The sequence below is a fragment of the Spirulina sp. CCY15215 genome, assembly GCF_016888125.1.
Classification (GTDB): Bacteria; Cyanobacteriota; Cyanobacteriia; order Cyanobacteriales; family Spirulinaceae; genus CCY15215.
Map to the genome: position 1 here is coordinate 1 of NZ_JACSWA010000612.1, position 250 is coordinate 250.

Below are 250 nucleotides of genomic sequence, written 5' to 3' on the forward strand. Positions count from 1 at the left end.
TATAGTTACTTGAAATATTACTTGTCCGATGATACAAATCTCGATTCTGGAGACAAGTTTTTAGGCAATGATTATGTGGGGAGTCTCGCTGCTGGAAGTTCGAGTTATGAAGATTTAACCTTTACCCTAGACAAAGGATTATCGGGAACAAAATATATTTTGTTCCAAGCGGATGGTTATGGTTATGTCTCGGAAAGCAATGAATCCAATAATGTTGCTTATAAAGCAATTAACATTATCGACCCCAAAC

The 250-nt window shown here is 36.4% G+C and carries 1 protein-coding gene; it reads left to right on the forward strand.

Going from position 1 to position 250, the window contains the following annotated elements; translation table 11 throughout:
- Positions 1-21: 21 nt before the first annotated feature.
- Positions 22-250, forward strand: a 229-nt coding sequence (locus tag JUI58_RS25025) for a CARDB domain-containing protein (protein WP_204106581.1), incomplete at its 3' end; no start/stop codon positions are given.